The organism is Hymenobacter translucens, from assembly GCF_020685205.1.
GTDB lineage: Bacteria > Bacteroidota > Bacteroidia > Cytophagales > Hymenobacteraceae > Hymenobacter > Hymenobacter translucens.
The window spans coordinates 110,943-135,696 of sequence record NZ_JAJERB010000009.1 but is presented as its reverse complement, the minus strand read 5'-3'; the positions used below and the strand labels follow the sequence as shown (position 1 = coordinate 135,696).

Genomic DNA, 24,754 nt, shown 5'->3' with positions numbered 1-24,754 from the left:
AAATGCCGCCCCGGCCCCCGAAACGACGAAACCCGTACCTCAAAGAGTGTGCGGGTTTCGGGAATGGGTAATGTTGGCAGGTATTGCGGGCAGCCCGCCCGGTTAGTCGGACGTTTCAGCAGCCTGGGCCGGAGCTAGGAGGCTACGGCCTCGGCTTCGACGGGCTGGGTGCGCAGCTGGTGCATGATGTCGTGGACGCAGCGGTGCAGCCCGTTTTCGGCCGAGGGCATGAGCTGTCCTTTCCGGCTGCCCAGTACGCTGTAGGCGGGGCGGGCGGCGGGCCAGCCGAAATGCCGGGCCGGACGGGCCACGATGCCGGCCCGGTCGAGGCCGGCAATGCCTACGGCCAGCTCGGCCAGCTCGGCCCAGGTAAAGGCCCCTTCGTTGGCCAGGTGCCACACGCCCCGCTCCTCGTCAATGAGCAGGTCCAGGGACGTGTTTACCAGATCGGGTACGTAGGTCGGGGAAATCAGCAAGTCGTTGGCGGCCTCAAACGACCGGCCCTCGTGGGCTGCTTTCAGGGCGAAGTACACGAAGTTGTACTCGTCCCAGGCCCCAAAGAATGCGCTGGTGCGCACGACCAGTGCCTGGGGCAAGCACTCCAGCACGCCGGCCTCGGCCCGCTGCTTGCTTTTGCCATACACATTGAGCGGCCGGGGCTGGTCGCCTTCCAGGTAGGCCGCCGACTTGGCGCCGTCAAACACCAGGTCGGAGGAGTACGTGAGCAGTTGCACGTTCCGACGGGCGCAGGCCTGGGCCAGCACGGCCGGGCCGGTCGTGTTTTCGCGGTAGCAGCGGGTAAAGTCTTTCTCCGCCTCGTCTACCCGCACGTAGCCGGCGGTGTTGACAATGGCCCAGGGATTGTACCGGTCCAGGGCTTTTTCCACTGAGGCCGGGTTGGCAATGTCAATTTCGTTGCGGCCCAGCGCCACCGCTTCGATGCCCCGGGTGTGGCAGATGCGCTGAAAGGCCCGCCCCAGCGTGCCGTGCCCGCCGGTTATCAGCACGGGCCGGATGGTGGGCAAAGACGTTACCGGCTGATCAGCAGAGGAAAGAATACGCATGGTGGTAGTAGCTTAGATATGAGCGTGATGATGGAAATGAAAGCGGATATCCCGGTTCCACCAGCCTTCCCCCTGCAGCAGCGGGTGGTGGTACTCGCCGGTCCGGGCCAGGCTTTGCACCATCTTAAACAGGGCCGTGGGTCGGGGCTTGCCGCTGCGCACGTCGAATACGCCCGTTTCGTAGGAATGCCCGTCGTGCACGAGCAGGTTGGTCCAGTCAAACGCGCCGAGCAGGGACCACGCCGTAACGGCGCGGACATCCACGCCCTGCTCCTGCAGGTTCCGGGCTGCCTGCCAGGCCTGGTGCAGCCAGCGCATCTGCTCTTCCCGCGTGCAGTTCATCTGCACTTCGGTTACGGCAATGGGCAGCTTGTACCGCTCCCAGGTCTGGGCCAGCAGGTCCTGCAGCCCGACCAGCTGCACCGGCCGTACCCGCACGGCTTCAATATCAATGTAGTCTTCGGGCAGACGGCCGCGGATAACATTCCATTCCGGGTAGTGATGCACAGTATCATCGAGAAACCGCTCACTGGTTACGTAGTAGTTGATGCCGATGATATCGGGCGGTAGCGGGTCGCTCACGAGCTCCATCAGCTCCTCGGCCGAGGCTCCGCTCCGGCACAGATAATCCCACATCGGATGGTGCTGGTCCACGCGGCCGCAGAGCAGATCAAAGGTGAGCCAGCGGCGGTGGTTTTCAAACTCGGCCTGCCGGGCCATGCCCGGTGTGCTGTGCGTCTGGCCCAGATCCTCGGTCTGCACCAGCTTGGCCTCGGGGTTGACCTGCCGGATGGCCTGCATAGCCTGCTTGGTAGCCTGGATGTGGTTAAGCTGAATCCGGACGAAGGTCTGATCATCGAGCCCGTGCGGATACCAGATGCCGTAGAGGCCGCTGAACCGGGCCGTGGTCAGGGGCTCGTTGATGGGCGTGTAGTGATTTACCCACGGATACCGCTCGGCCACCATCCGGGCAAAGCGGGCCAGGCCGGAAGCAAAGTTGTCTTGGTGCAGGGCCGTGTAGCGGGGGCCGCTGCCGTGGTGCATGAGGCCCACAATCGGGTCGATATCCAATTCCTGCAGGCGGTGCAGGCGCTTATCAGCCCACTGCCACTTCGGCTTGTCGAGGCTTTGCGGGGCCACCTGTTCCCAGAGCACCGGGTAGCGCAGCTTTTTGATGCCCAGCTCGGCAAACCGGTCGAGGTCGCGGATGCGGGTGCGGTGCCCGCTGCGCCTGAGTTGGTCGGTGTACGCATCGCCGACGCGGCGAATGGTACATTCCACGCCGCCCCACATTTCAAGTTGATTCATAGCGGTAGGTGCAGCCGCCGGCCCGGGAGGACGGCAGTCAGTGTTGAGGTAAGCAGGGCTGAAAACAGGACTGTCATCCTGGGCTCCCGGAATCGTAGCCAGTACGACGCCGGGAAGTCCAGGATGACAGCTGTTAACGTCCGGAGCACAGGCCCGGTCAGCAGATCGGGTTATTCTTTGGCCGGGTCGCGGGGTACGAGCTTATCCATGAGGGATGTAGAGCCCGTGATGGACGGCTTCTCCGCCACCTTCTCGACTTTGTCGGTCAGCTTCTTGTACAGGGTGAGGGCCTGGGCCACTACCTGGTCCATGTTGTAGTACTTGTAGGTAGCCAGGCGGCCTACGAAATGCACGTTCGGCGTCTCATCAGCCAGCTTCTTGTACTTGTTGTACAGCTCGGCATTCTCGAGGCGCGGAATCGGGTAGTACGGGTCGCCTTCGGCTTTGGGGTACTCGTACACCACGCTGGTCTTCGGGTGCTTCTGGCCGGTCAGGGCCTTGAACTCCGTGATGCGGGTGTAGAGGTGCTCGTTGGGGTAGTTCACCACCGGCGCGGCCAGGAAGTTCTCGGTGTTCAGCGTCTCGTGCTTGAACTCAAGCGAGCGGTAGGGCAGCTTGCCGAACTTGAAGTCAAAGTACTCATCCACCGGGCCGGTGAAGATGATTTCCTTGAAGGGAATGATGTCGATGATGTCGTGGTAATCCGTGTTCAGCATCACCTTGATGTTGGGGTGGTCGAGCATGCGCTCAAACATCCGGGTGTAGCCGTGCAGGGGCATGGCCTGGTAGGTGTCGGTGAAGTAGCGGTCGTCGCGGTTGGTGCGGGTGGGCACGCGCGAGGTCACCGACTTGTCCAGCTCGGAGGGGTCCATGCCCCACTGCTTACGGGTGTAGTTCTTGAAGAACTTCTCGTACAGCTCCCGGCCGACTTTGCTTACCACCACGTCTTCGGAGGTCTTGATAACCGGCACCTCTTCGGCCAGCGACTCCAGGAACTGCTCTACCTCGAAGCTGTTCAGCGACAGGCCGTAGAGCTTGTTGATGGTATCCAGGTTGATAGGCATCGGCACCAGCTGGCCGTCGACCGAGGCGAGCACGCGGTGCTCGTAGGGACGCCAGTCGGTGAAGTTTGACAGGTACTCGAATACGTCCTTGGAGTTGGTGTGAAAGATGTGCGGACCGTATTTGTGGACCAGGATGCCTTCTTCGTTGTAATGGTCGTAGGCATTGCCCGCAATATGGTTGCGCTTATCCAGGATGAGTACTTTCTTGTTGGAACGAGTGGCAAGCCGCTCGGCCAATACGCTGCCGGCAAATCCGGCTCCGACGATGAGATAGTCAAACATAATCAGTGTGGGTTGTGTCGTGAAAGAGTAGAGGGAGATGAGGGGAACCGGTTAGTTCAGGGGGAGCGTCGCGCCGAGGGCATCGGCGGAAGAGGTCTTGGCAGCCAGCTTCTGCTGCATCAGCGTTACCATCTGCTCCCAGGTCAGATCCCAGGAAATGGTGGTCAGGTAGGCGTCGGTCCGGGAAAGCCACTCCGCGTCCTTGGCCTGCTCCAGCGCTTTGCCGATGGCCTTGCCGAAGGAAGGAGCATCTGCCGCAATCTGCACCAGGTTCAGGTCGCCGTAGGGGCGTACCACGTCCCGGATTGGCGTGCTTACCACCGGCTTGCCGGCAGCGAGGTACTCGGGCGTCTTGGTCGGAGAAATAAACTTGGTGCTCTCGTTGTCGGCGAAAAGCAGGGTGGCTACGTCCCAGCCGCGCAGGTAAGACGGTAGCTCCTTGTAGTCCTTGCCGCCGAGGTAGTGAATGTTCTTCTGCCGGGGCAGCAAAGCCGGGTCAATCTTGACGACCGGACCGATAATCACGAACTGCCACTCGGGGTGGGCGGTGGCCAGCTGGCCCAGCAGCTCGATGTCAAGCCGCTCGTCCACCACGCCGAAGAAGCCGACGCGGGGATGGGCAATGGGGGCCTGGTCGGCGGGCTCGGGCAGGTTGGTGCGGGCCTGACCGAAGTGGTCTTTGTCGATGCTGCTCGGGAAAGCATGGGCATCCTTGTGCTGCAGGCTCTTGGCTTCGTAAAGGCTCTGCCCGCCGGTGTACACGAGGTCGGCGCGCTGAAACAGCTCCTGCTCCAGCTCCCGCAGACGGGGCGGGGCAAACTTGAAGGCGGCCAGCTCGTCCATGCAGTCGTATACGGTCAGGACGGGCTTCAGATGGCGGGACTTGTCGAGCGCCATCGGGGTGTAGTACCAGAAAACGTACTGGGTAATGTTATTTTCAATAAAATAGCGGGTAAGCAGCCGGGCCTGCACGTCGTTGGCAGTTGCCTCGTCAAGGTCCTTGGGCAGGTGGGGCACCACGACCTTCAGGCCATTCTGCCGCTCTTTAATCTCCAGATGCGCAAAGGCAGCTTCGGTCTGATCGTGATGGATAAAGGGGTCTTCGACGTAGAAAACCCGTCCGTACTGGGCAAAGCGGGATAACAGGTGCTGCGGGCGCTGCCACACAAAGTCCCAGTGCAGGTGGGCGAAGCAGACGAGGTCCGGCAGCGAATAGGTAAACCCTGCAGAAGTAGTTGTTGCAGCGGTGGAGCTGGCTCCGGACGATTGGGTAGTTGGGGCAGAAGCGCGCGGTGGAGCCTCCGCAGAGGAAGAGAGCGGCATATAAAAAGAAGATGGAAAGGTATACGTGTGAGCTGGTCTTGGCTATCTACAATAGCCGGCCAGTTCCGCAGCCCTAGCTTATACGGGGCACCTTTAAAAAGGATATACCGATCATTAAAGCCTTCTTAACCACCGCCTTGCAAGCTCAACGCTAGCAACTGATTTTAGCAGTTCAGTCTTGAATTAAGATATTCTAATTCAGGCAGTATCATCTCTAAATACACACTGCAGCTCCAGTACGTCCTCCCATCCATTTTTTGTGCGCAGCCAGTCCCGGCGCACGCCAACCTGCCGGAATCCGGCGCCCTCAAACAGACGCCGGCTGGCGGTATTGGTTACCGCTATGGTGCAATGCAACTGATGTAGATACAATGTATCCCGGGCATAATCCAGTACGCGGGTCAATGCTTCGCGGGCCACTCCCCTCCCCCGCTTGCCGGCTACAACGGTAATGCCCACGCCGGCGCGTTGGTGGCGGGGCTCAAACCCGAACAAATCAATTGTGCCGACTGCACATCCGTCTTCAGCCTGGCAAATGACCAGGCGCAACTGCCGCACCTCATAGAAATCAGCCGCCGCGTGGGACAGGTACTCGGTCAGGACGTGCCGGGACAGGGGTGCTAGCGTATCGGAAACGGCCCAGAGGCTGGGGTCGTTTTCGAGGACATATAAAAAGTCTAAATCCCCAGGCTCCAGTGCCCGCAAAAAAATAGGACCGGCGCTGAGCATAGTGGGCAGATTAAACTGAACAGAAGAACCGGGTTTGAATTATAGACAGCTTAGCCAGCGTTGCCAGCAATTCGGGTTCACCGGAAGATTATACTTCGACGCTGCCTTCGAACACGCGCAGGGCCGGGCCGCTGAGGTGTACTTCACTGAAAGACCCGTCGGGGCGGGCTTCGAAGCTAACCTGCAGCAGCCCGCCGGGCGTCTGGAGCCGGACCGGGCTGCCGGCCCCGTGCCGGGAAGCGGCCAGGGCCACGGCCGTGACGCCGGTGCCGCAGGAGAGCGTTTCGTCTTCCACGCCCCGCTCGTAGGTGCGCACCTGCCAGGGCTGGTCGGCGCCGGCCGGAGCCTCCACGAAGTTGACGTTGGTGCCCTGCTCCCGAAAGGTTTCGCTGTAGCGGATGGCGCGGCCTTCGGCAAACACGTTCAGCCCCGCCAGGGCGTCAGCCGGCAGAAACCGGACCAGGTGGGGCGAGCCGGTGTTCAGAAATACGCCCGTATCGGCCAGGTCCTGGGTGCCGGCCACGTCCATCATGCGCAGGTGCACCGTGCCGTCGGCGTCCACCGTGGCTTCGTGGGGGCCGTCGGCGGCCAGGAAGTGGGCCCGGGCCTGAATTACGCCCAGGTCGCGGGCAAAGGCTACGGTACACCGCCCGCCGTTGCCGCACATCGAGCCCAGGCGGCCATCGGCGTTGAAGTACACCATCTCGAAATCGTACGCCGGGTGGGTGCGCAGCAAAATCAGGCCGTCGGCCCCGATGCCCAGCCGGCGGTGGCAGAGGTGGCTAACCAGCGCCTGGTTGGTTTCGTCGAACTGCCCGGCCCGGTCGTCGACCATTACGAAGTCGTTGCCAGTACCCTGGTATTTGTGAAAGTGCAGCTTCATCCTGCAATTTACCACGAATCCTGGCTTTGGTTGCTGCAAAGCGCCATTTGTGCCCGGCCGGGCGGGGCGTACGAGCGGATAGCCTACCTTTGCCGAATGCCGCTTCCGGCTTTGCTTGCTGCTTATGTACTCCTTCCTGACTACCGCTCCCTGGCCCGACTACGAGCTGATTGACTCCGGCAACTTTGAAAAGCTGGAGCGGTTTGGGCGCCACGTGCTGGCCCGCCCCGAGCCCCAGGCCATCTGGGACCCCCACCTGCCCGCCAGCGAATGGCAGCGCGCCAACGCCACCTTTACCCGTGAGAAAGGCAGCCAGGAAAAAGGCCAGTGGAAGCTGAAGCCCGGCACCCAGGAGCAATGGGTGATTAACTACGAGCGGCCCGGCGGCCTCAAGCTGCGGTTCCGGCTGGGCCTCTCGTCGTTCAAGCACGTGGGGCTGTTCCCGGAGCAGGACCCCAACTGGCAGTTTATCTACAAGCAAACCAAGAAGCGCCAGGCCGCCGTGCCCCGGGTGCTGAACCTGTTTGCCTACACCGGCGCCGCCACCCTGGCCGCCCGCGCCGCCGGCGCCGACATCACCCACCTCGACTCGGTCAAGCAGGTCAACTTCTGGGCCCGCGACAACATGGAAGCCTCGGGCCTCGATGGGGTGCGCTGGCTCGTGGAAGACGCCATGAAGTACGTAAAGCGGGAAGTAAAGCGCGGCAGCAAGTACCAGGGCCTGATTCTGGACCCGCCCGCCTACGGCCGTGGACCCAACGGCGAGAAGTGGCAGCTGGAAGACGAGCTCAATGAGTTGCTCAAGCTCAGCCAGCAACTGCTCGACCCCCAGGACCACTTCTTCCTGATCAACCTCTACTCCCTGGGCTTTTCGGCGCTGATCCTGGACAACCTCGTCACCGAAATCTTCCCCAAGACCCACACCACCCGCGAAATCGGGGAAATCTACCTGCACGACCAGGGCCAGCGCAAGCTCCCGCTGGGCACCTTCTGCCGGTTTGCAACCTAGCAGGTAGTCCGTGGGCCACTGTCCAGCCGGCCCCGGACGCTGATGGACCGAATCAGTTGTGCATCAGGCTTGCTTCAAACTCTTTCTCAACCCAGAGGGGATAAAGCCGCACATCTGCGTAGGTCAGAATTGCTCCGAACCCCTGCCTCGGGCCCAGTCCGGGACTGAGCATAACTTCAATCCCGTCCTGAAACCAGCTCTGACAGGTATAGCCTGATTCGTTGTGAGCGGGCATCTCCCCGACCGTGTGGGAATAGCCCGGGTTGCCGTACCACTTGCTGAGCTGCTGCCGCAGCAGGTACTTGGTGACAATTTCCGTCGGATCACCATTATCTAGGTCGAAATGAAAGGTAAGCGCGACCAGCTTACCGTTGAGGTACGCCGGTACTGCACAGGGCCGGGTTACATAGATCTTCGCCAGCTCGGCCTCGGTCTTTCTCTCAACGGAATCACCCACGAGGGTTGGGTACTGAGTTGTGGTATCAAACAGCGAGGGTTGAATAATACGGCATATTGAGTCGAGCTTTGCACCCACCCGAACGGAATCCATACCAAACCGCAGCCCGTAGGCAATCGTATCCTTCGCCGGCCGTAGCCCGGCAGCCGTCAACGCTTTTTGGTAACGCTGCCGGCTGTTTGCCTTATGGGCAGTAGCCGCCTGAGCGGCGGCAGAGAAACGACGACTTTCGCAGCCTGCCAGCAGACTTATCAAGCCAACCAAAAGGGGGATGCAACTTTTCAAGGCATTTGTTTTTATTGTAAGATAACTACCCGCCTGGATTGTCGGACTTTGGCGCCGGAAGATCGTTCTATGCTCACCCGGAGTGAGGGTAGCCGGCCCGGCACCGTTTCCTGACTACTTAGCTGTCCATCACCAGGATTACCCCGTTTTATGCACGCTCACCCAAACCGCCTCGCCCTGATTGACATGGGCACCAACACCTTCCACCTGCTCATTGTGGAGCTCCGGCCTGCTTTGACCGAGCCTACGGTACTGCTGCGCACCAAAGTGGGCGTCAAGCTGGGCGAAGGCGGCATCAGCCGGGGCGAGATTACGCCGGAAGCCTACGCCCGGGCCCTGCACACCCTACAGGCCTTCCAGGAGGAAATCGAGCTGCACGCCGTCCAGGAAGTACGGGCCACGGCCACCAGCGCCATGCGCAACGCAGCCAACGGGCCGGACCTGGTCCGGGAAATATTTGAGCGGACGGGCATTCGGGTCGAGGTAATTCCGGGCGCCCGGGAAGCCGAGCTGATCTGCCAGGGAATCCGGCAGGCCGTGCCCCTGGGGGATACGCCCCACCTGCTGATGGACATCGGCGGGGGCAGCGTGGAGTTCATCATTGCCGATGCGACCGACATTTTCTGGAAGCAAAGCTTTGAAATCGGGGCCCAGCGCCTGCTCGACATGTTTTTCCGACATGATCCGCTCACCGCTCAGGACGTGCAGGATGAGCAGGACTACCTGAACCTGGTGCTGGGGCCGCTGCTGGCCGCGGTGGAGTACTACAAGCCCGTCAGCCTGGTAGGGGCATCCGGCACGTTCGATACGCTCGGCGACCTGCAGGCTGCCCGCCTGGGACTGGCACGCGGCAGCACCCCGCCCCCGGTTACCGACATCAGCCAGGAAAGCTTCTACCAGAGCTACGAGCTGCTGCTCGGCAGCACCCACGACCAGCGCCTGGCTTTGCCCGGCATGACGCCCATGCGCGCCGACATGATCGTGGTAGCCTGCGTGCTCATCGACTTTATCCTGAAAAGCTTCCGCTTTCAGCGGATTCAGGCCTCGGCCTACGCCCTGAAGGAGGGGCTGCTGGCGGAGATTATAAGCACCCGGCTACCGCAATAGAGTGGTTTTTGGTTTACGGTTTTTGGCATCCGCGCCCGCCTCGAGAAACCAACAATCAGCCACCAACAATCAAAAACGAAATGGTCTTTTCCTACAACCAGCTTTTCGCCTTTACCGAGTCCGTATTCCTGAGCATCGACTGCCCGGCCGAGGATGCCACCCAAGCCACCGAGGCCCTGCTGTCGGCGGACCTGCGCGGCATCGACTCCCACGGAGTAGCCCGGCTGATTGGCTACATCCGGCTCTGGGAAGCCGGCCGCATCAACGCTACGCCGCGGGTTGGGGTGGTGTACGAAACGCCCAGCACGGCCGTCGTGGACGGGGACGGCGGGCTGGGCCTGGTCGTAGGTCCGAAGGCAATGGCGGTGGCTTTGGAAAAGGCCCGGCTGGCCGGAACCGGCTGGGTGTCGGTGCGCAACTCCAACCACTTCGGCATTGCGGGCTACCACGCCATGAAGGCCCTGCCCCACGACATGATCGGGCTGGCCATGACCAACGCCTCCCCCCTGGTGGCGCCCACCTACTCACTCGACCGGCTGCTGGGCACCAACCCCATTGCCGTAGCCATTCCCGCCGGTGAGCAGCCTGACTTCGTGCTGGACATGGCTACGACCACGGCAGCGAATGGCAAGCTGGAAATTGCCCAGCGCAAAAACCTGCCGATTCCGGCCGGTTGGGCACAGGACGCCGAAGGTCGTTCCTCGACCGATGCGCACGCCGTGAAAAACGGCGGTGCCCTGCAGCCCCTGGGTGGTGAAACCGGCTCCCACAAGGGTTACGGCCTCGGCGCCGTGGTTGATATCTTCTCGGCGGTACTCTCTGGTGCCAACTACGGCCCCTGGGTGCCGCCCTTTGTAGCCTTTCTGCAGCCCTCGGCCAATCCGGTGGGCCAGGGCCTGGGCCACTTCTTCGGCGCTATGCGCGTGGATGCTTTCCGCCCGGCCGACGAGTTCAAGGCCCACATGGACAACTGGATTACCACGTTCCGCAGTGCGAATGCCGTGGAAGGCCAGCAGGTGCTGATTCCGGGCGACCCGGAGCGGGAAATGGCGAAGCGCCGCCTGCTCGACGGTATTACGCTGCTCGACCCGGTGGTAAAAGACTTGGAGACGGTAGGCAAGAAGTTCGGGGTGCAGCTATAGCTCGTCAGCCTCGGTTGGCTTACTCCGGGTGCCGGCGGGCCGCAGACCAGCCCGGGAGGTGAAGCAAAAAAAGAGGGCGACACATTCCGGCTGGAATCTGTCGCCCTCTTACTCGTTTGGTAAGCTACCTCAACTTAGGAAGTCGGGCTGCTTTGGGTTTGCAGGGCTGCCGTAGCAACTTCCTGATCCAGGAACTTCGACTCATAGCCGGCATCCGACTTGTTCACGAACAGGCAGGTGCCGTCGGTTACGGTATCGATAATCTCGGCATGCTGATCCATGGGCAGGGCAGGGCAGCCGAGGCTGCGGCCCAGACGGCCATAGGTGCGAATGAAGTCCTCACTTACATACTCGGCGCCGTGCATCACGATGGCACGGGCCTCCGCGTTGGTGTTGAAGCCCTCGTCGAGGCCCTTGAGCTTGAGCGAGCGGCCATGCTTGCCCTGGTACTCCGTCGTGGTGACGTAGAAGCCCAGGCTGCTCATGTTGCTCTCGTTGGTGTTTGAAAAGGCCTTCGCCTTTTTCTCGCCGGTGTTGTGGCCGTGTGCAACGAGGGTGTTGAACAGCACCTGCTTGGTCGCCAGGTCAAGCACCCACAGGCGCTTCTCGTTAGAGGGCAGGTCGAAGTCGATAACCGAAAGCAACTCCTTTTCCGCGGAGAGCAGATCGTTCTGCTTCATGTTCAGGTAGCCGGTCATGGCCTTCTGGAACACCTCGAACCGCAAGCCCTGCGCTTCCAGATTCATGCTGGAATAGGTATCGTAGAGATGCTGGTCGAGTGAAGTCAGGCCCGGGCTGGCGGGGGTGGCTTTCGTGGGGGCTACGCTGGTCGAGCTGGCTACCGACTTGGTGGGAGAAGCCAGGGGCGTAGCCATAAAGAGTGCCGCCACAAAGGGAAGCAAGCGACGGGCCATCCGGCGCGTGCGGCGCTTGATACGCTGGCGAGTTACTACACTTTGCTTTTCCATTGTCGATGTGCTTTGAGGCTCAGATAAATCAGCTTCAGAGACTTAAGAGGCTGATAACGTGCTTATACGCAGAACACCCGGCTATAGCGGCTTTCGTGAGGAGCAAACACCATAATAGGGTAAAATAATTCCGGGCAGCCTTCCGGGCGACGGACTTCAAACAAAATTTTGGCTTTCCCTAACTATTAAAATTATACCAAATATCTTAAAGGCCCGGAAACGGAAACGCCTCAATCTATTCCACAACCAAAATCTCCCACGCATGCAAAAATTCTCCACAACTATCAGGCAGCGCCTGGTTGCACTTCTCTTCCTGGGCGCCACGGCGGCGCTAAGCTTCTTCAGCCACCCCGCTCAGGCCCAAAAAGTCGTCTTACAGGGCTTTTGGTGGGATTACTGGAACTCCAACTACCCCAATGGCTGGGCCAACTACATTGCCGACCTGGCGCCCCGGCTCAAGGCTATGGGCATTGACGCCGTGTGGATGCCACCATCCATAAAAAATGGCAATCAGGGAAATGGCTACTCGCCTTTCGATAATTACGACCTCGGCGATAAGTACCAAAAGGGCTTCCTGTCCACCCGCGTGGGAAATAAGGACGAGCTGCTCCGCGGCGTGGCCATTCTGCACGCCAACGGCATTGAGGTTATTCAGGACCTGGTGCTCAACCACGTCGACGGTGCCGGCTCGGCCAGCGGACAGGGCGGACAGGACCCCGCCGCCTGGGAAGACTACACGACCAGCAAGTACAAGAACTTCCGGTACGTAAGCTACGCTACCCCGGCCACCGACGAAACGGCCGCCAACTACCTGGCCCGCCGCGGGCGGTTTTCCAAGAACTGGCAGAACTTCAACCCGAACCCCGGCAACAACTCCACCAGCGGGGACTGGAACGCGGTGTACTTCGGGCCCGACGTGAGCTACTACAACGGCTCCTACGGTCAGAGCTCGAACGCGACCTTTAACCCAACTCAGAGCGCCGACTACATGCGTAACAACACCCGCAACTGGCTGGTGTGGTACAAAAAGCAGGTAGGCTTCGACGGCGTGCGCCTCGACGCGGTAAAGCACTTCCCCGACTTTGCCATGGAAGACTTTCTCTACAACCTGCAAAGCAATGCCGGCTGGGCCAATGGCGGCGCTACCATGTACGCGGTAGGCGAATGGGTAGGCTCTTCCAGCCAGATGGACCAGTGGTGCACCAATGTGCAGGACCGGTCCGGTACGTTCGACTTCTCGCTGCGCAACGGCCTATACAACATCGTGAGCGGGGGCGGCAACTTCGACATCGGCTCCCTGCCGGGCTACCAGCAGGGCAAGCGGGTGGTGCTCATCAATGGCACGTACGTGCACCGTACCGTGCCGTTCGTGAACAACCACGACACCTTCCGCCCCCAGGTCGACGCCTCGGGCAACTACATCGGCTGGAATACCGGCTCGGAGCTGGCGCCCCACATTGACCCGTTTGACCCGCGCCTGTCGGCGACCTACGCCGCCGCGCTGGCAGTAGACGGCTCGCCCCAGATTTTCTTTGAAGACCTGTTCAACGTTGGCAACACCGGCAAGCGCTACTCGCACAGCCCCAAGAGCACCGCGGACCTGCCCACCCGCAGCGACCTGGAAAACCTGATCTGGTGCCACCAGAACCTGCGGTTCAAGGAAGGGGCCTACAAAGTGCGCTGGCAGGCAGCCGACCACCTCGTGATTGAGCGCAGCACCAAGGCCATCATTGGCATCAACGACAACTTCAGCGCCTGGCAGAACAGCACGGTGTCGTGCGACTTCGCCCCGGGCACCGTGCTCAAGGATTACTCCGGCGCCAATGGCACGGCTACCGTGACGGTAAGCGGCAGCCAGACGGTAACCATCAACACCCCGCCCTGCAACGGCACGGCTGCCGGCGGACGCCGAGGCTACTCGGTGTGGGCCCCGACCGGTATCGGTACCAACTACAACCGTGCGGCCCGCACCACCACCCACGAGTGGGAGCTGGCCGACGACCTGGGCGACCGGGACAGCCGCTCCCTGGGTCAGGGCGGACAGCTGCCCGCCGCTTCCACCGCTTACCGCACCGCCGGCCGCATCTACGTGGGCGCCAACAAAGCCATCAGCTACAACCTGTACCCCACCGATGGCACCCGCAGCCTGACGGTGGCTATTTTCAACAGCTCAGGAACGCTGGTCAGCAGTCAGACCGGTACCGGTACGCTCACCGGCTCCTACACGCCGACTGCCGAAGGCTGGTACACGCTCCGGGCCCGGAACTCGTCCACGTCCAACCCCGCCCAACGGTGCTTTGTGAAGGCCACCTACACCGCCCCCACCGTGGTAACGGGTGCCATGACCGGCCGCCGCGAAACGGCTTCGGAATCTCCTACGACGCGGCAGCCGAAGGCCACCGCCGAGCTGAGCCTGTTTCCGAACCCGACTACCTCAGACCGCATCGACCTGACGCTGCAGACCGAGGCCGAGCAGGCCGCCACCGTCCGCCTCTACGACCTGACGGGCCGCCTCGTGCACGAAGAAACCACCCGGGTGTACCCTGGGTCCAACCAGCTGCGGCTGCGGGTTGAAAAGGTGCTGCCCGCCGGCATCTACCAGCTCACGGTTCCGGAATTCCGGGTCAGCAGCAAGCTGGTCCTGCGCTAAGCCGGTTGCCTGAAATAAAAAAAGCCTCTCCGAGTCCGGAGAGGCTTTTTTTATGCTAGTGCTCATACTCCCGAAAACTCAGTTCCAGCCCAGCCGGGAAAACCGCCGGGCGGCGGCTTCGCCCTTCAGCCAGCGTGATTCGATACCGGGCCCGCTGATCAGCAGAACACTGCCTTTGCGCACGGTGCTGATAATGGCCTTGTACTGCTCGGGCGGCAGCGCCGGGCACCCCCGGCTGTAACCCAGCTGCCCGTGCTGCTCGATGTACCTGGGGCTGGCGTAGTCGGCGGCGTGGAGCACCACGTAGCGGCTTTCGGCATTCGAGTTCTGCCCCTGGTCCAAGCCCTGCAGCTGGCGGGAGTAGCCATGAATGCCGGCGTAGGTGCCGGCGGTGCGGTAAAAGCCCAGCGACGTGCAGGCCGATTTGATGGTGTTGGAAAAGCGGCGGGCCCGCAGCTTGCCCGACCCCCGGCCGTGGGCTACCAGACTGCGGTGCAGTACCCGCCCCTGTCGCAGATCCAAGACCCAAAGCCGGGGCGTGGTGCTGGGCAGGTCCATGTCGGCAACGGCCAGCACACCCGGCTGCGACGCCTTTCTTTGCTGACGAAGCACCAGGTACCCGACGCAGGCCTGTTCGAGAACCGCCGGGCGCAGCTCGGCGGCGTCGGGACCCAGGGCTGCATGTAGCGCCTGAATAGCCTGGCGCAGGGAATCAGGCACGCCGGTTACGTCCGGTACCGGCGTCAGCGCGGTGGAGTCGGGCTGGAACCTGGGAGTATCCACAGCAATGGCCGCCCGCGTGGTATCGACGGCGGCCATTGCGGGCACGTTCGGCAGGGCTGACGAGGCCGTTTCGGCCGTGCGCTGGCAGGCGGCAACGGCCAGGCCCAGCACCGCCAGCTGTCTTTTCCATCCTGTTCCGGGCTTTGTCATTCCCGCAAATTACGACGAAGCTCGTAGAAACGACCGTTGGGGTTAAAAGAAGAAGCTCGCGTTCAGCTTGGCGTAGAACGGCGTGCCCGGTGTAAAGTGCAGCTCATCAACCGGAGTTGATTCGGTGCGCAGCTGGCTTTCGGTGGCAAACTGGGCTTCGTTCCATTTCGCGTTCAGCATATTCTCCACCGTAGCGCCCACCTGAAAGCGGGGCCGGGTGTAGCTCACCACCGCATCGAGCAGCAGGTAGCCCCGGGCCTGGATGCTGCCGTCCTCGTTGGCCGGCCGGCTGTCGATGTGGCGGTAGCGCAGGCTGGCGCTGAGGCCGCCGGGCTGCTTCATCGTCAGCCCGCCGATGCTGGTGAAGCGCGGGGCCAGCGGGATAAAGTTCTGGCCCTTGGCCACGCCCACCAGGCGCCCGTGGTTGTAGTTCAGGTCGACGTCGGCAAACAGCGTGCGGGTAAGCTGGTAGCGCAACGACAGGTCGGTGCCGAAGCGGCGGGTGCGGCCGGCATTCTCGGTGCTGCCCTCGTCGCCGATGTACACCAGCTCCTCCTCCAGGTGCAGGGCCCAGAGCGCCACGTTCACCACCAGGCTCGGCAGGGGCTTGAACGTGCTGCCCACTTCGTAGCCCAGCGCCCGGGGCAGCACGTTGGCCCGGGGGTCGCGCACCACGCCGCGGGCATCGTTGGAATGGAAGCCATAGCCGGAGCGGGCAAACAGCTGCACGTCGGGGTTCAGCTGGTAATACAGGTTCAGCTTGGGGCTCAGGCGGGCGGCAGTGGCCGTACCCGAGAGCGAGTCGCGCCGGTCTTCGCGGAAGCGGAAAAAGAAGACGTCGGCCCGTAGCGCCGCATTCAGGGTGAGCCGGTCGGTCAGAGTCAGCGTTTCGTCGAGGTAGGCGTTAACGTTCTGCTCTCGCACCCGGCCGCTTATGATGGTATCCGTAACGGCGCGCTGCACCGCGTTCAGCAAACCCACCGTGGTATGGTCGAGGCGGGTGCCCACGCCGGCGGTGGTGTGCAGGGTCCGGCTGCCCAGGCGGGTGTCGCGGTCGTAGGTGGCGGTGTAGCCAAACAGGTGGCGGTCATCGGTCTGCTGAATGGCATCGCCCTGGCCGGGATTTTCCTTGAAAAAAGTAAAGTTGGAAAACAGGTTGAAGTGGTAGCGCGAGTAATACGCCTGCTGCCGAAGCACGGCGTCGTGGGCCATGCCCGTCGTGAGCACGGCCGAGGCGTTGGTGCGGTCGGTACGGCCGCCTTCGCTCGGGTCGATGCTGCCGAAGCGGGAGATAATGCCCTCGGCCACGGCCCGCTCCGGCACCTGCCCGCTGGCATCCCAGTTGGAGTTGAAGTGAGAGCCGAGCAGGGTAAGGGTGGTGCGGTCGGTGAGCTGGCCGGTGTAGGACAGCAGGCCGTTGAATCGCTTGAAGTGCTGATCCTGGTCGAAGTAGGAATTGGTGAAGTTGTACTCGGCCGCCACGTAGGCGCTTTCCGGCTTTTTCGACAGCAGGTGGCGGTTGGGGCCAAGCAGATCCAGCATCACCAGCGCCCGGCGGGTGTCGTACTGCCCCACTTCCAGCTTTACCTGGCTGTGGTCGAGGCGGGTTTTGGTGCTGAACTCCCCCGCGCCGGCCGTGGCAAAGTCGCCGAAGCGCGCCGTGTAGGGGCCTTTGTAGACCCGCAGCTGCTCTACCGTTTCCGGAATTACGAAGTGGAAGTCGGCGTAGCCCTGGCCGTGGGCGTGGCTGACCATGTTCACCGGAATACCGTCGATGCTGACGGCAAAGTCAGTGCCGTGGTCGACGTCGAAGCCCCGCAGGAAGATCTGCTCGGCCTTGCCCCCGCCGGCATGCTGGGCGATAAACAGCCCGGGTACCAGCCGCAGCAGGTCCTGGGCGGAGTTAACCGGCCGCAGGGTCTGGTCGATGTGGGAAATGGCCGCCAGCGACTGGTTCAGGTCCCGGGGCTGATTGACGGTTACTTCCCGCAGGCTCAGCGGGGCACCGCTGAGGGTTAGCGTCACGGTCTGGGTTTCGGCCTCGCTCAGCGTTACGCTCACCGTTTGGGTCCGGAAGCCTAGAGCGGTAGCCTCCAGCGTGTAGGACCCGGACGCGAGCCCACGAAGCTGGAAGCTGCCCAGGGCGTCGGTGGCGGTGCCGCCGGGCTGGCCCAGCAGGCGGATACCGACACCGGGCAGGCGCTGACCCGAAACCGAGTCAGCTACGACGCCGCGAATAAGGCCCGCGCCGCCCGTGCGCTGCGCCGCCGCGGAAAAACCAAGCAGGCACAGCACTGCCAGGGCCGCGAAAAGATTCAGTAAATTTTTAGGAAGCATATAACCGCTCAGATGACGGTACGCGCAGGTTTTCCAACTCAGGCGCAACCGTCGGTTCAGAAAATAAGAAGCATTGAAAGCAGCCCGTAAGGCCGCTCCGCAGGTTCGCCGCAGCGGACCCCGGCACCTTATCCCTGATAGCGCGGCGGCGCGAATATTTCGCCTGAAAAGCCCACCGGCCGACTTGGCAGAAGTCCTGCCTCAGCTTTGCTGGTGGTGTAGTAAAGGACACCAAGCAGCTCGGCTTCGGCCACCTGACAGTGCAGGTCCACGCCCTTCAGACTGTGCAGAATCTGCTGGGTGGAGGGGCGGTCCGGGTGCTTTTTCACGGCGTACTGCTGCCCGTTGCAGGTGTCGAAGCAGTCGACGCGCAGGTAGCTGCGCTGCTGGCAGTCGGTGCTGTGCGTGTAGGCGTGGGGCTTGAGCTCAATGGGGCGCGCCGGCCGGTTCACGAGGCCGGCCCCCACTACCAGCAGGTAGTGGGTGAGCAGCAGCAGAACCAGGCAGGTACGGGCCATAAAAAAGTTAATCAATCAGTGTTACGCAGCCCTTCCGAGCTGCCAATCAGGCCAAGAACACCCGCTCCACGGTCCAGTAGGCGGCAATCAGGCCGATACCGATGGATACCGGCACCACTACCCGGCGCTTGTACCAGATCTTGTCGGCGGTCCAGCGGCCTACTAGGGCCCAGGCCAGCAGAATCACGCTTACCTGGCCCAGCTCCACGCCGACATTAAAGGCAATCAGCGACTCGAAAAACGACTTACGCGGTAAACCCAGTTCGGTGAGGGCGCCGGCGAAGCCCATTCCATGAATCAGCCCGAAGCCAAACACAATCACGATGCGCCAGGGGTTAAGGCGGTCGGCGAAGATGTTCTCGATGGCTACGAACAAAATGGACAGCGCAATGATGGGCTCCACGATATCGGAAGGCGGCGAAATGAGCCCGTACATGGCCATTCCCAGCGTGATGGAGTGCGCCACGGTAAAAGCGGTAGCCTGCCAGAGCACGGGCTTGAGGCGGGGCTCCAGAAAGTAGACGCTCAGCACGAACAGGATGTGGTCGAGGCCCAGTGGAATGATGTGGGTATACCCCAGCTTGAGGTAGGTCAGGAAAATGTCGGTGCGCGAGAGTTTGCTCAGGTCGGCATCCAGCACGTGGGCCCAGCCCAGCCTCGGCAGCAGCAGAGCCCCGACCAGCAGCACCAAGGCCGCTTGACGGTAATGGCGGCGTAAATACCCAAGCACGGGCATGAGGATAACGGTCACTTGTTACTTGTTGATTGTTGGCGCATCAATTTTCTATCAATCAACAATCGGCCTTTTACAAGCACCAATCCGACTTAGCGGGCTGCCAGCAGCTTGCGGCCCTCGTCGGCGAGGTCCAGGTCCAGGAACGGGTTAATGCTCAGAGCCTGGCGGATCAGAGTCTGTCCTTCCGCCATCCGGCCGTTTTTGGTTTCAATCAGGCCGGCCCGGCACAGCAAAGTCGGATTCGTTGATTTCGTGCGGCGGGCTTTGGTCATCATTGCCTGCGCCTTGGCGTATTCGCCGCGCTTGTAATGCACCCAGGCCATGGTCTCGCACACGTCTATGTTGTCGGGCCGACGCTCGTACTCGATTTGGGCATGGGTCAGGGCTTTGTCCAGCTCCCCGGTCTTAAGGTAGGCGTAGGCCAACTCCCGGTCGGCATAGTGGCCCATTTCCTCGTTCTCATCGGCTTCCTCGGCCGCGCCGGCCAGCATGGCAATGGCTTCGCGGGCCATCTTGTCGGCTTTGGCGGGCTCGTTGTTGAGGCGGTACAGGTCAGTCAGCTCGTCGGCAAAGGCATAGTCCTGCACCGTGGCGCGGGCGCTCTGGAAGTACTCGATGGCCTTGGCGTAGTTGTGGCGGGCTTTCTCCACGCTGCCCAGGCCGGCCAGGGCGTAGGCGTAGTGGGGCCGCGCTTCCAGCGAGTTGCGGTACTGCTGCTCGGCGCGGGGCAGGTCGCCGGTGATTTCGTAGAGGTGACCCAGGTTGACGCGGGCCCACTCGGTTTGCTCGAGGCCGGGGTAGCCGGCATCGGCCGCCAGGTCCATGGCTTCGATGGCGCCGGGTAGGTCGCCGTGGATTTCACGCAGGTACGACACCCGCGAGTAGGCGCGTAGGTCGGGGCGCACCTGGTTCATTTTGTCGGCCATCTTCACGGCTTCGGGGTAGTTGCCGAGCTCCACGTTGGCGTCGCACAGCAGGCCGTACACGTAGGCCGCGCCGGAATTAACCTGCAAGGCGCGCTGAGCCATTTCCAAGCCCTGGGAAAAGTGGTGCTGGGTAAGGCAGAGCGAGGCTTTGCTGCACAGCGCCTCAAAATTCTCGGGCTCCTTGGCCAGCACGTCCGTCAGCAGCTTCATGGCGGCCATGTCGTAGTACGGGTGGTTGCCGGTGACGCGGGCTTCCTGCATGTAGGCCTGAGCCAGCAGCAGCTTGGCTTTCGTGTCGTCGGGGTTGGCGCGGAGCCGGGCCAACAGGCCGCCGATGGCCTGCTTGGTATTCAGCCACTCGCCGCCTAGCGCCAGCTTGCCCTGGCGCTCCTGCAGCGGGGGAATGGGGTCGGCTTTGCGAAAAAGAAACAGCGCCGCTACGGCAGCAGCAAAGCTCAGCAGCAAAACGGGGTAGAGGTATTTACGCAAAGTAGGGAGGGGTTTGAGTAAACGGATGGAAAGGTAAAAAATCCGGCAGGGTCCTGCCTGAAAAAAGACAGCCGGGCAACGAGGCCCGGCTGTCTTTCAATCAGAACGAAAAAAGGCAAAGGAGGGGCGGCCTTTTTCCGCGTCGGCAGCGTGCTACTGGTTGCTCTTCACCATGCGCACCGACTGCAGCGTGGTGCTGCCCGACTTGACGGTGGCGATGTACACGCCGGCTTCCATCGAAGGAGCGCGCCAGGTGTACTCGTAGACGCCGGGGTTGTGCATCTTGTTGTTGATAACCGTAGCCACCCGACGGCCGAGCATGTCGGTAATCGTCAGCGTGATGGGGCTTTTCACGGCTACGTCGTACTTAAACGTCGTCTGATTCACGAACGGGTTGGGGAAGTTCTGCGCCATCGAAACGGTCGTGGGCTGTAGGCCCAGGCCCAGGCCACTGCGCTGCGAAGTCACGGTCGGCTGGGCTTTGGTGCCCGACCAGGGCGTCTGTACGTAGGGGAAAGCCGCTTTAAACGTGGTGTCGTTGCGCTCGATGCCGGTCGTGAAGCCCAGGACGTTGCCCAGCTGGGGCGTTACCGGGTTCGTTGCCGTAGGCGTAAAGTCGTCGTACCACAGGCCGATGGCCGCCAGTACGGCGCCGCTCACGGCTTGCAGCTCAATGCGGGTTACGTCGTCCTCCAGGCGGCGGCCGTTCGGGAAGCCGTCCATGTTCGGAATAGCCTGCAGGCTGGCGTTGGCGTTAAAGCGGGCATCCGTCAGACCCAGTACGGCGGCGGCAAACAGGCCTTCGGTGCTGAAGTCGGGCGAGTTGCGGGGCGTGGTGGGCACGGCCATGTTCAGGCGCAGCATGTCGCCGATAACGGGCAGGAAGTTGTTGATGAACGGCTTGCCGGCGGCCAGCGGGTTGCCGGCTTTGCCGGTGGCCAGCTGGTAGGGAGCCAGGTTGGGCACACCCGTCATGAAGATGGGCAGAATGTCAACCGAGCGGGGACGACCAGCCTGAAGCAGGATGGGGCCAAACGTGGGGTCGGCAAACACGGTACCGGCGCGCTGGGCGGGAGTCAGCACCGACAAACCGTCGGCGCCGTTGCGGAAGTCGAAGCCGTTGGCGGGCAGACCGGCGCGGCCGGCCAGGGACTTGGACTGAATGCGCAGGTTGCGGAAGCCGGGAACGGCCTCACCGAAGTAGGTCTGACCGGCGGGCTTGGGCGCGGCCGGAGCAACCGGGGCGTTATCAGCCATGTACAAAGCCAGCTCCGGGTTGGTGAAGTTCGTGAACATAGCAGCATTCTCGTTGCCGGGAGTGCGCACGTTGTACTCGTCCTTGTTGCCGATCGGGTTGATTACCTCGTTGGTCAGGGGCATGCCGAGGCGCGAAACCTGCACGTAGTTACCCGACGACGTCTGGGTACCATCCGTGTTCAGCGTCCGCAGGGCCGGGCGGCTGGCCGAGGCCCATACGCCGATTACGTAGTCCGGGTCGAGGATATTGGCTGCCTGCGCGCCGGTACGTCCGGCTTTCTGCAGAACCGAAATCGGGAGCTGCAGGGCAATGGTGTGCGCGTTCTTGTGATACAGACCGTCGCGGGCATTGGTGGGCCGCACGCCGCCGAGGTCGAAGATTGCACCTACGTCCACGAAGAACGGGTCATCTACAGGGCCGCAGAACACGCGGCCCCCGCCGACGGGCAGGATGGCGCCGTTCATCAGGGCATCGTAGCTGGCGGCTCCCAGACCGGCCGCGCCGCTGATCGAGCGGGGACCTACGTTGTACGGCGGTACTACGCCGGCTGTCGTCAGGGTGGTGAAGGCGCCGCCGCGAATGCTCTGCTCCAGGCGGTAGGTGGTTTTCAGGTTTTCCTTGCCCAGCCGGATGTTGAAGAACGTGGTCGGGTCCTCATTGGCGCGGGTGAAGGTGAACCGGTACGTGATGTCGTCACCGGTGGTGGTGGCGTCGTTCTTGATGTGAATCTCATACCGGACGTTCTCCCCGAAGTGGTAGTAGTTCGGGCCGCCCTGGGGCAGCTGCATTGGAATGAAGTTGGCGATGATGTTAATCATCTCGGCGTTGTTCGGGTCCCGGAACGCATAGACGTCGGTGTTGTCAGCCACCGGATCATCGGCAATGAGGGGCGCTTCGCGGTGACTGGATGCCTCCAGCGGGGCTTTCTGCCCGCTCCAGGTCATCAGGGCCGCAATGGCAGCACCCAGCAGACTGGCTTGGAGGATAGGACGAGTAAAAGTTTTCATAAAGGAAGATTGGTTGTGGGTGAGAAATGAGAAACAAAAACTGGGAAGGCTGAAAAGGCATGTAACTGCCGGGGCGCCAAAGCAAGCGGCGCTAGTAGGGTCCGGGCGGAACGGACGGCGCTGAAGCCGGAGCGGCACCACCTTCCGGATAGCCGGCCGAAAACAGGGACGGGGTATGCTTGAGCTTACGTAAGCAGTGCCATGACTGGATTGGAGAAGCGCTGTATTTAAATGGTACAGAACTCGGGCTTACTCCCGGACCCTGCAGCCGGCCCTCCTACCCCGGCTTTCTTGCGTACTTTTGCAGTCCGTCCGCGCCTACTCCATCTACCCGCGCGGACGCTTTGCTTACCGGGCGCCCCGCCGCCTTCGTCTGACCCTCTTTATGGCCAAAGTCGCTATCAACCTCTCCACCGGGAGCCTGCAGCAGGAAGAAATAATTGTCGGCATCGACCTGGGCACCACCAACAGCCTGGTGGCCTACATTCACCCGGACGGTCGCCAGCCGGTAGCCATCAACGACCAGGGCCGGGGCTCCATCGTGCCGTCGGTCGTGCACTTCCCGGCCGATGGCGAAGCGCCCATCGTAGGCAATGAGGCCAAGCCCTACCTGCTCACCAACCCCGAAAACACGATTTACTCGGTGAAGCGCCTGCTCGGTAAGAATTACGGCGACCTGGGCGGCCACGCCGCCCAGTACGGCTACAAGATCATCGACGACAACTCCGAGGGCATGGTCAAGATCCGGGTCGGTGACCGGTTCTACTCCCCTATCGATCTGTCGGCTGAAATCCTCAAGGAGCTGCGGGCCCGGGCCGAACACGCCCTGAAAACGCCCGTGAACCGCGCCGTCATCACCGTGCCGGCGTACTTCAACGACTCCCAGCGCCAGGCCACCCGCGACGCCGGCCGCCTGGCCGGCCTCGACGTGCTGCGCATCGTGAACGAGCCGACCGCCGCGGCCCTGGCCTATGGCATCGGCCTGAGCCCCGACGAAGAGAAAACCGTGGCCGTGTACGACCTGGGCGGCGGCACCTTCGACGTAAGCATTCTGCGCATCCAGCAGGGCATCTTCGAAGTGCTCAGCACCAACGGCGACACCTACCTGGGCGGCGACGACATGGACCGCCTGCTCGTGGAGCACTGGACAGGTCAGCTGGGGCTGGCAAGTCAGCTTGGCGGCAACATCCCGCTGCAGCAGGAGCTGCGCCTGCTGGCTGAGCAGGCCAAAAAGCACCTCAGCCAGCACGACGACTTTCAGGACGAGCTAACCGGCGGATCGGCCCTGCGCATCAGCAAGGCGGAGTTCAATGCCCTGATCCAGCCCCTGGTTGACCGCACCATCACCTCCTGCCGCCAGGCTTTGACCGATGCCCAGCTCAGCACTGCCGACCTCGACGCGGTGCTGCTGGTCGGTGGCTCTACCCGGGTGCCGCTGGTGTACGAGTCGGTCTCCACCTTCTTCGGGCAGCAAGCCAACAACTCCCTCAACCCCGATGAGGTCGTGGCCCTGGGCGCCGCCATTCAGGCCGACATCCTGGCCGGCAACCGCCGCGACGTGCTTTTGCTCGACGTGACGCCCCTGACCCTAGGCATCGAGACCATGGGCGGACTGATGGACCCCATCATCGGGCGCAACTCCAAGATTCCCACCAAAGCCGGCCGGCAGTACACCACTTCCGTCGACGGGCAGGTAAACCTGAAGATTTCGGTGTACCAGGGCGAACGGGATCTGGTGCGCGAAAACCGCAAGCTGGCCGAGTTTGACCTGCGTGGCATTCCCGCCATGCCCGCCGGCCTGCCCAAGGTTGATGTCAACTTTATTTTGAACGCCGACGGCATCCTCAAGGTCGAGGCCATCGAGCTGCGGTCCAACACCCGACAGGCGGTGGAAATCAAGCCCCAGAACGGCCTTACCGACGAGCAGGTGGAGCAGATGCTGATGGACTCCCTGGTGCACGCCAAGGAAGACGTGGCTGCCCGCATGATTATCGAAACCCGGACGATGGCCGAGCAGCTGATCTACCAGGTCGAGCGGTTCGTCGACAAAAACTCCCAGTACCTGACTGAAGAGGAAATCCACGAAACGGCCGCCCAGGTGCAGAACCTCAAGGACGTGCTGGCCGCCAACGGCGACAAGGACGCCATCATGCGCACCGTCGACACCCTGGAGGAGCTGACCAGCCCGTTTGCCGAGCGCGTCATGAACATCTCCATCAAGCAGGCCATGCAGGGCAAGCGGATCGAGTAACCTACGCTCCGGCTGACTGTACGGCCAG

19 protein-coding genes are annotated in these 24,754 nt (G+C 62.1%); 5 read left to right on the top strand and 14 right to left on the bottom strand.

Annotated elements, in window-relative coordinates:
• Window positions 1-134: 134 nt before the first annotated feature.
• The 6 genes from LJY25_RS18105 to dapF all read right to left on the bottom strand — a co-directional run bounded on the left by LJY25_RS18105 (window position 135) and on the right by dapF (window position 6,653).
• Entirely contained in the window at window positions 135-1,064 is a 930-nt protein-coding gene (locus tag LJY25_RS18105; RefSeq protein WP_227609886.1) for an SDR family oxidoreductase, read from the bottom strand.
• A gap of 12 nt (window positions 1,065-1,076) precedes the next feature.
• The gene (locus LJY25_RS18100) at window positions 1,077-2,372 is read right to left on the bottom strand and encodes a family 1 glycosylhydrolase (protein ID WP_227609885.1); all 1,296 of its coding nucleotides are present in this window, start codon (window positions 2,370-2,372) and stop codon (window positions 1,077-1,079) included.
• Window positions 2,373-2,542: 170 nt separating this feature from the next.
• A complete protein-coding gene (gene glf / locus LJY25_RS18095) occupies window positions 2,543-3,718 on the bottom strand; it encodes a UDP-galactopyranose mutase (protein ID WP_227609884.1) in 1,176 nt (391 codons plus the stop codon).
• A gap of 51 nt (window positions 3,719-3,769) precedes the next feature.
• Complete coding sequence (locus LJY25_RS18090; RefSeq protein ID WP_227609883.1) at window positions 3,770-5,041, bottom strand: glycosyltransferase family 1 protein; 1,272 nt, start codon at window positions 5,039-5,041, stop codon at window positions 3,770-3,772.
• A gap of 198 nt (window positions 5,042-5,239) precedes the next feature.
• Window positions 5,240-5,770 (bottom strand): GNAT family N-acetyltransferase, encoded by a 531-nt coding sequence (locus LJY25_RS18085; protein WP_227609882.1) that lies wholly within the window; start codon window positions 5,768-5,770, stop codon window positions 5,240-5,242.
• Window positions 5,771-5,858: 88 nt separating this feature from the next.
• Window positions 5,859-6,653: a diaminopimelate epimerase gene (dapF, locus tag LJY25_RS18080; RefSeq protein WP_227609881.1), complete on the bottom strand. Its 795-nt coding sequence runs from the start codon at window positions 6,651-6,653 to the stop codon at window positions 5,859-5,861.
• Window positions 6,654-6,777: 124 nt separating this feature from the next.
• Between dapF and LJY25_RS18075 the strand changes: the two genes are divergently transcribed.
• Entirely contained in the window at window positions 6,778-7,662 is an 885-nt protein-coding gene (locus LJY25_RS18075) for a class I SAM-dependent methyltransferase (RefSeq protein WP_227609880.1), read from the top strand.
• Window positions 7,663-7,714: 52 nt separating this feature from the next.
• Here the strand turns inward: LJY25_RS18075 and LJY25_RS18070 are convergent, their stop codons facing one another.
• A complete protein-coding gene (locus LJY25_RS18070) occupies window positions 7,715-8,404 on the bottom strand; it encodes a hypothetical protein (RefSeq protein WP_227609879.1) in 690 nt (229 codons plus the stop codon).
• Between the two features lie 150 nt (window positions 8,405-8,554).
• Here LJY25_RS18070 and LJY25_RS18065 point away from each other — a divergent pair, with 150 nt between their 5' ends.
• Window positions 8,555-9,511, top strand: a complete 957-nt coding sequence (locus LJY25_RS18065; RefSeq protein WP_227609878.1) for a Ppx/GppA phosphatase family protein — start codon at window positions 8,555-8,557, stop codon at window positions 9,509-9,511.
• An 80-nt stretch (window positions 9,512-9,591) separates the two neighbouring features.
• Window positions 9,592-10,653, top strand: a complete 1,062-nt coding sequence (locus tag LJY25_RS18060) for an Ldh family oxidoreductase (RefSeq protein ID WP_227609877.1) — start codon at window positions 9,592-9,594, stop codon at window positions 10,651-10,653.
• 134 nt (window positions 10,654-10,787) lie between these two features.
• Here the strand turns inward: LJY25_RS18060 and LJY25_RS18055 are convergent, their stop codons facing one another.
• A complete protein-coding gene (locus LJY25_RS18055; RefSeq protein WP_227609876.1) occupies window positions 10,788-11,621 on the bottom strand; it encodes a murein L,D-transpeptidase catalytic domain family protein in 834 nt (277 codons plus the stop codon).
• Window positions 11,622-11,883: 262 nt separating this feature from the next.
• On the opposite strand from LJY25_RS18055, the gene LJY25_RS18050 reads away from it, so the two are divergent.
• On the top strand, window positions 11,884-14,271 hold the full coding sequence (locus tag LJY25_RS18050; protein WP_227609875.1) for an alpha-amylase family glycosyl hydrolase: 2,388 nt from the start codon (window positions 11,884-11,886) through the stop codon (window positions 14,269-14,271).
• A gap of 78 nt (window positions 14,272-14,349) precedes the next feature.
• Here the strand turns inward: LJY25_RS18050 and LJY25_RS18045 are convergent, their stop codons facing one another.
• The 6 genes from LJY25_RS18045 to LJY25_RS18020 form a co-directional block, all read right to left on the bottom strand.
• On the bottom strand, window positions 14,350-15,204 hold the full coding sequence (locus LJY25_RS18045; protein WP_227609874.1) for a murein L,D-transpeptidase catalytic domain family protein: 855 nt from the start codon (window positions 15,202-15,204) through the stop codon (window positions 14,350-14,352).
• A 42-nt stretch (window positions 15,205-15,246) separates the two neighbouring features.
• Window positions 15,247-17,541: a TonB-dependent receptor gene (locus tag LJY25_RS18040; protein WP_227609873.1), complete on the bottom strand. Its 2,295-nt coding sequence runs from the start codon at window positions 17,539-17,541 to the stop codon at window positions 15,247-15,249.
• A 128-nt stretch (window positions 17,542-17,669) separates the two neighbouring features.
• Window positions 17,670-18,059, bottom strand: coding sequence for a hypothetical protein (locus tag LJY25_RS18035; protein ID WP_227609872.1), 390 nt, complete (start codon window positions 18,057-18,059; stop codon window positions 17,670-17,672).
• A gap of 46 nt (window positions 18,060-18,105) precedes the next feature.
• Entirely contained in the window at window positions 18,106-18,789 is a 684-nt protein-coding gene (locus tag LJY25_RS18030; RefSeq protein ID WP_227609871.1) for a HupE/UreJ family protein, read from the bottom strand.
• Between the two features lie 95 nt (window positions 18,790-18,884).
• Window positions 18,885-20,210: a tetratricopeptide repeat protein gene (locus LJY25_RS18025; RefSeq protein ID WP_227609870.1), complete on the bottom strand. Its 1,326-nt coding sequence runs from the start codon at window positions 20,208-20,210 to the stop codon at window positions 18,885-18,887.
• Between the two features lie 153 nt (window positions 20,211-20,363).
• Window positions 20,364-22,475: a DUF4331 family protein gene (locus tag LJY25_RS18020; RefSeq protein ID WP_317206614.1), complete on the bottom strand. Its 2,112-nt coding sequence runs from the start codon at window positions 22,473-22,475 to the stop codon at window positions 20,364-20,366.
• Between the two features lie 301 nt (window positions 22,476-22,776).
• Here LJY25_RS18020 and hscA point away from each other — a divergent pair, with 301 nt between their 5' ends.
• A complete protein-coding gene (gene hscA / locus LJY25_RS18015; RefSeq protein WP_227609869.1) occupies window positions 22,777-24,726 on the top strand; it encodes a Fe-S protein assembly chaperone HscA in 1,950 nt (649 codons plus the stop codon).
• Window positions 24,727-24,754: the final 28 nt, after the last annotated feature.

Coding starts and splice junctions, on each gene's coding strand:
- LJY25_RS18105 (WP_227609886.1), bottom strand. CDS start 1,064: ATGCGTATTCTTTCCTCTGCTGATCAGCCGGTAACGTCTTTGCCCACC.
- LJY25_RS18100 (WP_227609885.1), bottom strand. CDS start 2,372: ATGAATCAACTTGAAATGTGGGGCGGCGTGGAATGTACCATTCGCCGC.
- glf (WP_227609884.1), bottom strand. CDS start 3,718: ATGTTTGACTATCTCATCGTCGGAGCCGGATTTGCCGGCAGCGTATTG.
- LJY25_RS18090 (WP_227609883.1), bottom strand. CDS start 5,041: ATGCCGCTCTCTTCCTCTGCGGAGGCTCCACCGCGCGCTTCTGCCCCA.
- LJY25_RS18085 (WP_227609882.1), bottom strand. CDS start 5,770: ATGCTCAGCGCCGGTCCTATTTTTTTGCGGGCACTGGAGCCTGGGGAT.
- dapF (WP_227609881.1), bottom strand. CDS start 6,653: ATGAAGCTGCACTTTCACAAATACCAGGGTACTGGCAACGACTTCGTA.
- LJY25_RS18075 (WP_227609880.1), top strand. CDS start 6,778: ATGTACTCCTTCCTGACTACCGCTCCCTGGCCCGACTACGAGCTGATT.
- LJY25_RS18065 (WP_227609878.1), top strand. CDS start 8,555: ATGCACGCTCACCCAAACCGCCTCGCCCTGATTGACATGGGCACCAAC.
- LJY25_RS18060 (WP_227609877.1), top strand. CDS start 9,592: ATGGTCTTTTCCTACAACCAGCTTTTCGCCTTTACCGAGTCCGTATTC.
- LJY25_RS18055 (WP_227609876.1), bottom strand. CDS start 11,621: ATGGAAAAGCAAAGTGTAGTAACTCGCCAGCGTATCAAGCGCCGCACG.
- LJY25_RS18050 (WP_227609875.1), top strand. CDS start 11,884: ATGCAAAAATTCTCCACAACTATCAGGCAGCGCCTGGTTGCACTTCTC.
- LJY25_RS18045 (WP_227609874.1), bottom strand. CDS start 15,204: ATGACAAAGCCCGGAACAGGATGGAAAAGACAGCTGGCGGTGCTGGGC.
- LJY25_RS18040 (WP_227609873.1), bottom strand. CDS start 17,541: ATGCTTCCTAAAAATTTACTGAATCTTTTCGCGGCCCTGGCAGTGCTG.
- LJY25_RS18035 (WP_227609872.1), bottom strand. CDS start 18,059: ATGGCCCGTACCTGCCTGGTTCTGCTGCTGCTCACCCACTACCTGCTG.
- LJY25_RS18020 (WP_317206614.1), bottom strand. CDS start 22,475: ATGAAAACTTTTACTCGTCCTATCCTCCAAGCCAGTCTGCTGGGTGCT.